The organism is Pacificibacter marinus (genome assembly GCF_900109555.1).
Taxonomy (GTDB): domain Bacteria; phylum Pseudomonadota; class Alphaproteobacteria; order Rhodobacterales; family Rhodobacteraceae; genus Celeribacter; species Celeribacter marinus_C.
Window position 1 is genome coordinate 1 of sequence record NZ_FNZV01000030.1, and the last position, 7,334, is coordinate 7,334.

Genomic DNA, 7,334 nt, shown 5'->3' on the forward strand with positions numbered 1-7,334 from the left:
ATTTCGGTTCCACCACATTTCCACCGATGAAGTGTTTGGGTCGCTGCCCAATGACCCTGATGTGCTGTTCACCGAAGACACACCTTATGATCCGCGCTCGCCGTATTCTGCGTCTAAAGCCAGTTCAGATCATCTTGTGCGCGCTTGGCATGAAACCTATGGTTTGCCAGTTGTTTTGACCAACTGTTCGAACAATTACGGCCCATTTCATTTCCCCGAAAAATTGGTGCCGGTGATTATTCTGAATGCGCTGGCGGGCAAAGCTTTGCCGATTTATGGCGATGGCGCGAATATTCGGGATTGGCTATACGTTGAAGACCACGCGGATGCGCTTTTGCTGGTCGTCGAAAAAGGCACGCTTGGACGCAGCTATAATATTGGCGGCGAAAACGAGCGTACAAACCTTGAATTGGTCAAGACGCTTTGTGCGATTTTGGACGCGAAACGACCCAAATCCAGTGGCAGCTATGCCGATCAGATTTCCTTTGTGACGGATCGCCCCGGCCATGATGCGCGCTATGCGATCGACCCTAGCCGCATTCGGGACGAGCTGGGGTGGCGGCCATCTGTGACCGTCGAAGAAGGCTTGGAGAAAACCGTGGATTGGTATCTCACAAACGAAACATGGTGGCGCTCTTTGCAGCAACGCCACGGTGTTGGCGAGCGATTGGGCGTTAAAACATGATCCTTGTTTTTGGAAAAACCGGACAAGTCGCCACGGAACTTCAGACGCTTTTACCTGATGCGACATTCCTTGGGCGCGATCAGGCTGATTTGACCGATCCCTCCGCGTGCTTTGCCGCTATTATGACTTTGAAACCTGACGCGGTCATCAATGCGGCCGCTTACACAGCAGTGGATAAGGCCGAAGAAGACGAAGATACTGCGGCTTTGGTCAATGGGACGGCGCCTGCGGAAATGGCTAAAGCGTGTGCCGCGTTGGATATTCCTTTCGTGCATATTTCCACCGATTACGTGTTTGATGGGACGGGCGACATGCCTTTTGCCACCGTTCATCCGACGGCTCCGTTGGGAGCTTACGGGCGCACGAAATTGATGGGCGAAGACGGCATCCGCAACGTAGCGGGCAGTTTTGTCATTTTGCGCACCTCTTGGGTGTTTTCGGCGCATGGTGGTAATTTTCTAAAATCAATGCTGCGGCTTGGCGCGGGGCGTGACAAATTGACTATTGTGGCTGACCAAATTGGTGGGCCAACCCCAGCCCGCGCTATTGCTGAGGCCTGTGTCAACATTGCCGAGCGCCTTAAAAAAGACCCAAATACAGCTGGAACGTATCATTTTTCTGGGGCACCCGATGTCAGCTGGGCCGATTTTGCGCGTGCAATTTTTGACGAGGCTAAGATCACTTGTGTGGTCGAAGATATCCCAACATCAGCCTATCCCACACCAGCCAAGCGGCCTGCGAACAGCCGGATGGATTGCTCAACTACGACCGACGTTTTTGGCATTACCCGCCCCAACTGGCGGGACGCTGTTCGCATCACACTTCAAGAACTGGAGAATTCCCAATGACACAGCGCAAAGGTATCATCTTGGCTGGCGGCTCAGGCACGCGGCTTTATCCGCTGACCATGGCGATTTCAAAGCAGCTTATGCCGATCTATGACAAGCCGATGATCTATTATCCTTTATCTGTGTTGATGCTGTCCGGAATTCGCGAAATTGCGATTATCACCACGCCACAGGATCAAGATCAATTCAAACGGCTTTTGGGTGATGGATCTCAATGGGGTCTTACGATCACTTATATCACGCAGCCGTCGCCAGACGGATTAGCTCAGGCCTATATTCTTGCAGAAGACTTTCTGGATGGCGCGCCATCCGCGATGGTGTTGGGTGACAATATTTTCTTCGGTCACGGGTTACCTGAAATGCTTGCTGCCGCTGACAGCAAAGACAACGGCGGTACGGTTTTTGGGTATCATGTCGCCGACCCTGAACGCTATGGCGTGGTGAAATTCGACGATGACGGAACAGTGGAACAAATCATCGAAAAGCCAGATGTGCCGCCGTCGAATTATGCAGTCACAGGGCTGTATTTCCTTGACGGCGATGCACCGCGTCGCGCGAAACAGGTCAAGCCATCTCATCGTGGCGAATTGGAAATCGTGACACTTTTGGAAAGCTATTTGCACGATGGTACCCTATCGGTTGAGCGGATGGGGCGCGGCTATGCTTGGCTTGATACAGGTACGCATGGATCGCTTTTGGATGCAGGTAATTTTGTGCGCACGCTATACAAGCGTCAAGGTTTGCAATCAGGCTGTCCCGAAGAGATCGCCTATACGCAGGGTTGGATTGATGACGCAAAAATGCGCGAGCATGCCGAAACGTTTAAAAAGACTGACTACGGCAAGTATTTGAACAGCATTCTTTTGGCGTCGGTGCGCTAAGAATGGAAAAATCCGACATTGCAAAAGTAAAATCCGGCGGAAAATGGACGGCGCTGGGGGCTACGGTTGGCGTTTTTAGCCAACTGCTCATTATGCTGAGTCTCGCCATTTTTCTCGAACCCAAAGACGTGGGCCTTTTCTCTATTTTTCTTTTTGTTCTAGGCCTTGGAGTCACGCTTCTGCCGCTTGGTAATGATTTTTCATTTGTTCAGGCTGAAAGACTCGCATTTAGCGATATTCTCAGATCAATTCTGGTCAGCGGCCTTATTTCGTCCTTGGTCATTGGGTCATGTTATTTTATCGCAATGTATTTTGAGGGTATTGGCACCTCCTTGGCCAACATCGTTGTCTTTGGGGTTCTGGTGGGGCTTGCCGAAGCAATTTTCCTTATTTTTTCCGCTGCTCTGCAACGAAATTTAGATTACAAGGCGATCGAAAAGGCCAACATCATGCGTCAGGTTTTGACGCTGTGTTTGTCATTGTTATTTCTTGCAATATTCCATCGTGTTGAGGGGGCATTTTTGGGGCGACTTTTGTCGAATGCTATTGCGATCGGTCTTTTGTATCGACCGCTTTCCGGTGCTGTTGAGGCGGGTAAGCCTCAACAGAAATTCATGACAAAAGTGGCGCGTGATTTGGTGGTAACACAATCCATCGATTTTCTGTCTCGCAACGTCGAAGTTCTCGCGGGCAGCGCTCAACTGGGAACGCAAGGGTTGGGGATATACGATTTAGGCCGGCGCATGGTAGTCCAGCCGAGGCAACTTATCAGCGGCGTCGCATTAAAGTTTTCATATCCATTTTTTTCAAAAATCCAAAAAATCACGGATGCCGCGCTACAGCAGCGCGTTTTCAAATACAGCTACAAGAAAACAGTAAAGACCATCGCCTTTTTCAGCTTTCCCGTATTTTCTCTTACGCTTTTACTTGCCGACCCACTGGTTGTTGTTGTCTTTGGCAGTGAATGGAGCGAAGCAGTGCAAATTGTGCAAATTTTTTCTGTGGCGGCGTTTATTCAGGTGCTTGGAACGAACATTACAAACTCGGCACTTACGGCCATAGGAGAAACGAGTTCTATTTTTCGCATTGAAAGCGTACTATTTGTACCTCGAATTGTGGGCGTTATCATAAGCGCATTTTATGGGCCGGTGGCAATCGCGTTGGTTATGTGCTTTTTTAACTTGTTGAAAGTCTGCATGCTTCAACAAAAATTAAATACAAAGACGTCAATGACATTTTATGACGTGTTCAAAGCAGTCAAAGAGAATTTTATCGTAACTGCTTTCGCAATTGTCGTTGGTTTTGGCCTAAAAGCGCCTTTTCCGACCGTGGCCGGTGCTGCAGGTGCAGGCGTTGTATTTTGCGTTGTCTATATAGTTGGCATGAGCTTCTATCAAAAGGATACCATGCATATGCTTCTTTTGCCGATCAGATTACTTCAGTCGATGCGCCAATCTAAGCATCGAAACAACGACACATTAACATGACTGTGTTCATTCAACCTCAACCTAGAAATGTAGATAGGTCATTTTTGGCCTTCATCTTAGTTACGCTAATACTTTGCGCGCCTTTTGCGTCGGGGCTGCGCGTATTTTCAGGGGTTTTGGGTAACGTTGCTTTGTTGTTCATGGATGCTTTGCTAATTTTGGGCTTTGTTATCGCTGTCCGAAGGTCGCGCACACCTGTCATTATATTTATTCTGTTTCTTGTTATCTATTCGCTCACCTTCGTCGCTACGCTAGATACATACCCAAGTATGTTTGTTTACTATTTGGGGTTTAGAAAAACGATCTTCTTTTTGCTTGCTATGGCGATTGGAATTCAAATGAGAGCGGGGGAAGCAGAGCTCATTCTGAAGGCAGTTTTGGTGTCGTTGACCATGATTTGCCTCTACGGGATCAAGCAGAGCTTTTTTATGAGCAACTTTGATTTTGCTCTATTGTCCCTTCAATCCGCCGATAGCTATACTAATATGATCAACGGAAAAATCCGTGCGATTTCGCTTCTGTCTTCGGGTTTTCATTTGGGCATGGCTGCAACGCTTTTGATCGTCATTGCGATAAGTCGCAAAAGGCTTCGCTTGATTGATTTTTGTTTAATAGGTATTGGCTTTTTCGCTATAGAAGCTTCCCTAACACGCACTTTTCTTTATCTAAGCGCTCTACTTATATTATCGCGAATCTGGCTTGTTACCTATAAACGAGCCTACGTTGCAGCAATGATTTTATTATTATTACTTCTTTTGGCAAGCCTGAGCGGCCATGATGTGTTGTCGCCAGTCTTCAATATTTTTTCCGAAGATGCCCGCTTTACCAATAGATTTCAAAGCTACATTGATTATTGGGAATTTGCGACCAAGCGTCCATATCATGGTTTTCTGGGCTTCGGTGTGGGAGCTGGAGGCAGCACATTGGGAAACCATTTTGAATACGGGTATTGGATCGAACCTCACAATGTCTTCTTGAAATACATTTTTGAATTCGGCCCATTTATTGCCAGCTCAATTTTTGCATGGATATTTATGATTGTTAAAAAATCGATGACGAACATGTCCGATGCCAGTCCTTACCTGAAACAATTCCCGCTTGCGCTCATTCTAATTATTATTGTTTCGGGCCTTACCATCACATCTGTCGAAACGTGGCCCATCAGTCTGTTTATTGCCATACTCATCGGCGCATCTCAAAATCTGTCAAGGCCACATACCTAAGGCAGAAAAACCTAGCCTACACAGGCTCAATCAACATCGAAAGTCACTCGATACAAAGGCCGGAAAATGACCCGCATTGCTATTATACCCTACCGAAAAATTGGTTTTGCCAGAGTTTTCGGATTCACCGTTCGTGACCTTATGATCTTGCGTATTTTGGATGCTTTGCCTGACGTTGAGCGCATTGATTGGTTCGAGCGGCCGGGGTTGCCGCATGAATATGCACGTGATTTGGTTCGGGGCACACCCAACCCAGGGGCCAAAGTGCGGTGTCATTCGGGTCTTGATTTAGGGCTTATAGGAGCGTTGAAGCATCGTCGTGTATGGACGCATCATGCGATGACACGGCACGAAAACGGGTTGGCATCTTGGGCAGATGAGGCGGGGATGGACGGGATAGTTCTCGACTTTAATCCGTTTTATGTCCCGCCTGTCGAACTCATATCACGCGCGACCTATTGGTATGATCTTATTGATACTTTTACCAAACATAACCGATTTTCGGAAGCTGAGAAAACCGCTGTTGCGCGCAAATATGATTTTGTGAAAGAGCATGCTGATCTCGTCACAGGCGTCACCCCAGCGGCGGTTGCGCCGTTTGGCGGTACGGTTTTAGCCAATAGGTTGTTGCGTGAATCAATCGGCGAAGCTGGCACAAACCCTGAGTATGATTTAGGGTTTTTGGGGTTTATTACTGACAAATTCGACATCAAAGCAGTCAGGGATTTTGCTGCACAGGGACTTAAAATTCTCATCTGCGGCCACGCCTATGATCCGGCTGTGGCGAAGAAATTAGAGAGCATCGAGAACGTGACCTATCATGGTGCGTTCACCTCTACCGACGTGCCCGGCCTGATTTCGAAATTTCGCGTAGGCATGGTGCCGTATAGACCTGATATGAGCCACGACGAGAGTCCCATCAAGTTTTTCCAGTATCTTGCATATGGTCGCCCTGCCATTTTATCGTCCCATTTCAATGAGATCGAAGGCATGTTTCCGCAGGCTGTATGCTACTTCAAACAGGGGCAAACGGCGGATGCCGTCAGTTTCGTTAAAGGGTGGTCTGAAAACTTTTCTGAGCGCTCACGCACCTTGCAAGGCAAAGCGCGCAACACGCCTGATTTGTTTTGGGATCGGGCGATATCGGGGTTGTTGTCGCAAATAGGCTAAGGATGTCAGGCAAGCGTGCATTGTCGCTTGCCTGAGGTTTAAAGGGTTCCCGTACGCTCTAGGAAAATGGATTGATCAAACGGGCTCATTAATATGGGTCATTCCTTGTTTCCCAAGGTGCTTTGGCGATTGTAATCGGTGCTTTGCCGGCTGCGCTGCTGCTGCCTGTCGCGAACACTTGCTGGACTGTTTTACATCGATGCCGGCGCAACTGCCTGTTGGCGATGCCGGTTTTTGAGAGTGCAAACCGGGGCGGGCAATGCACTGTAATGTTTTACTCATGACCGTTCTCCAAAATTGTCTGCATCCACAGCTGCGTTTTGTGACGTCCATCGCTGGCCCCTGTTTCCAAGGTCCAGAAAAAGAGATCACGCTTCCGGCGTGCCTTTAAAGAGGGGCAGGTCGGTGTGCGCGACGGCGAGGTCGAGGGACTCATCGAAGGATGCCTCGAAGGCTTTCTCGGGGTTGTAGATCGACAGGATGAACTTCACCTGACCGCCGGACTTGCGGTAGCGAAAGCGCACGGGCATGCGGTACAGCGGGCCGTTCAAAAACACCGGGATGGCAATGATGATCAGGTTTGGCAGGTTCAGTGGCTGACCGTTGAGGCCTTTGTGCTCATTGATGAACTTCATTTCCGCTTCGCCAGTGTCGCGGTTGGTGGTCAGTTTGAGGTCGCTGGTTTCATTAACGAGAAACTGTTTGGACATTTGCAGCAGCTGCGTGAGCTGGCCGTAGCGCCCTTCAATCTTGCAGGCCGTTTCAATCAGGCGATTTTCCCAATCGTCGTTTTTATCGTCTTGTACGCCGGCAATGATCGCGGGCGTTGGGTCCATGATGTTCTTGGCCTGCGTCTCAATAAACTCGCCCATGTCGTCTTTTTCGAGCGGCGTGTCAGACACCGCCATCCATGCTTTCCAATCCTCAGACAGTGGAAAATCATAGATCCCACGATGATGACCGTGACGCGCGCTCGGGTCGCCGAGTGGGTTTGTCGGGTCTGCAGGGCCTTCATCGTGATAATCGGCAATGCAGGTCAA

7 protein-coding genes are annotated in these 7,334 nt (G+C 48.9%); 6 read left to right on the plus strand and 1 reads right to left on the minus strand.

Annotated elements, in window-relative coordinates; translation table 11 throughout:
- From BM025_RS18575 to BM025_RS18600, 6 genes are all read left to right on the plus strand, one after another.
- A partial coding sequence (locus BM025_RS18575) for a dTDP-glucose 4,6-dehydratase (protein ID WP_139204615.1) occupies positions 1–685 on the plus strand: 685 nt, incomplete at its 5' end.
- Positions 682–1,533 (plus strand): dTDP-4-dehydrorhamnose reductase, encoded by an 852-nt coding sequence (rfbD, locus tag BM025_RS18580; protein WP_090875496.1) that lies wholly within the window; start codon positions 682–684, stop codon positions 1,531–1,533. The genes BM025_RS18575 and rfbD, both read left to right, overlap by 4 nt.
- Positions 1,530–2,414: a glucose-1-phosphate thymidylyltransferase RfbA gene (gene rfbA, locus BM025_RS18585; protein WP_090875498.1), complete on the plus strand. Its 885-nt coding sequence runs from the start codon at positions 1,530–1,532 to the stop codon at positions 2,412–2,414. Before rfbD ends, rfbA begins: the two co-directional genes overlap by 4 nt.
- A 2-nt stretch (positions 2,415–2,416) precedes the next feature.
- Complete coding sequence (locus BM025_RS18590; RefSeq protein WP_085850808.1) at positions 2,417–3,901, plus strand: oligosaccharide flippase family protein; 1,485 nt, start codon at positions 2,417–2,419, stop codon at positions 3,899–3,901.
- Positions 3,898–5,124 carry a hypothetical protein gene (locus tag BM025_RS18595; RefSeq protein WP_139204616.1) on the plus strand — a complete coding sequence of 409 codons (1,227 nt, stop codon included), beginning with the start codon at positions 3,898–3,900 and terminating at the stop codon, positions 5,122–5,124. Before BM025_RS18590 ends, BM025_RS18595 begins: the two co-directional genes overlap by 4 nt.
- A 66-nt stretch (positions 5,125–5,190) precedes the next feature.
- Complete coding sequence (locus BM025_RS18600) at positions 5,191–6,294, plus strand: glycosyltransferase family protein (RefSeq protein ID WP_085850810.1); 1,104 nt, start codon at positions 5,191–5,193, stop codon at positions 6,292–6,294.
- Positions 6,295–6,662: 368 nt separating this feature from the next.
- Here the strand turns inward: BM025_RS18600 and BM025_RS18605 are convergent.
- On the minus strand, positions 6,663–7,334 hold a 672-nt coding region (locus tag BM025_RS18605; RefSeq protein WP_170842243.1), incomplete at its 5' end, for a DUF2303 family protein.